The sequence below is a fragment of the Nonomuraea zeae genome (assembly GCF_005889725.1).
Lineage (GTDB): Bacteria > Actinomycetota > Actinomycetes > Streptosporangiales > Streptosporangiaceae > Nonomuraea > Nonomuraea zeae.
In genome coordinates this window covers 1-475 of record NZ_VCKX01000750.1, presented here as the reverse complement: position 1 = coordinate 475, position 475 = coordinate 1, and the positions used below count along the sequence as shown (strand labels likewise).

Below are 475 nucleotides of genomic sequence, written 5' to 3'. Positions count from 1 at the left end.
GGCGTCTGAGGTGTCGGGGTGGTCGGCGTGCCAGCGGGCTCGTGAGCTCATGACCGACTCCCTGTGCTCGGCCGCCCAGTCGGCGACGGCGTGGAGCAGGAGGGTGAGGCTGCGGCCGGTCTCCGTGAGCCCGTACTCGACCTGGGCCGGGACGGTCGGGTAGACGGTGCGGTCGATGAGGCCGTCGCGTTCGAGGCGCCGGAGCGTCAGCGTCAGCATCCGCTGGGAGATGCCGGGCACGCCGCGCTGGAGCTCGCGATAGCGGCGTACGCCGCCCTGGCCCAGCTCGGCGAGCACGGGGACCGACCATCTGTCGCCGAGACGGTCGAGCACCTCGCGGACGTCGCAGGCCGTGGTTACCGCGGTGTTCGTCACAGACACGAAAGTGCCTCCTTACGGGCCGGACGGGGCCTCGCCAATACTGGCTCGGTCGCGGGAAAACCATATTAGGGGGACTGATGATCATTGTTACCGG

Annotated in this window: 1 protein-coding gene; it reads right to left on the bottom strand. The window is 69.5% G+C overall.

Features of this window, described 5'->3' with window-relative positions; translation table 11 throughout:
• Nucleotides 1-381: winged helix-turn-helix transcriptional regulator (locus tag ETD85_RS62740; RefSeq protein WP_138699158.1), on the bottom strand; the 381-nt coding region annotated here is incomplete at its 3' end.
• Between the last annotated feature and the right edge of the window lie 94 nt (nt 382-475).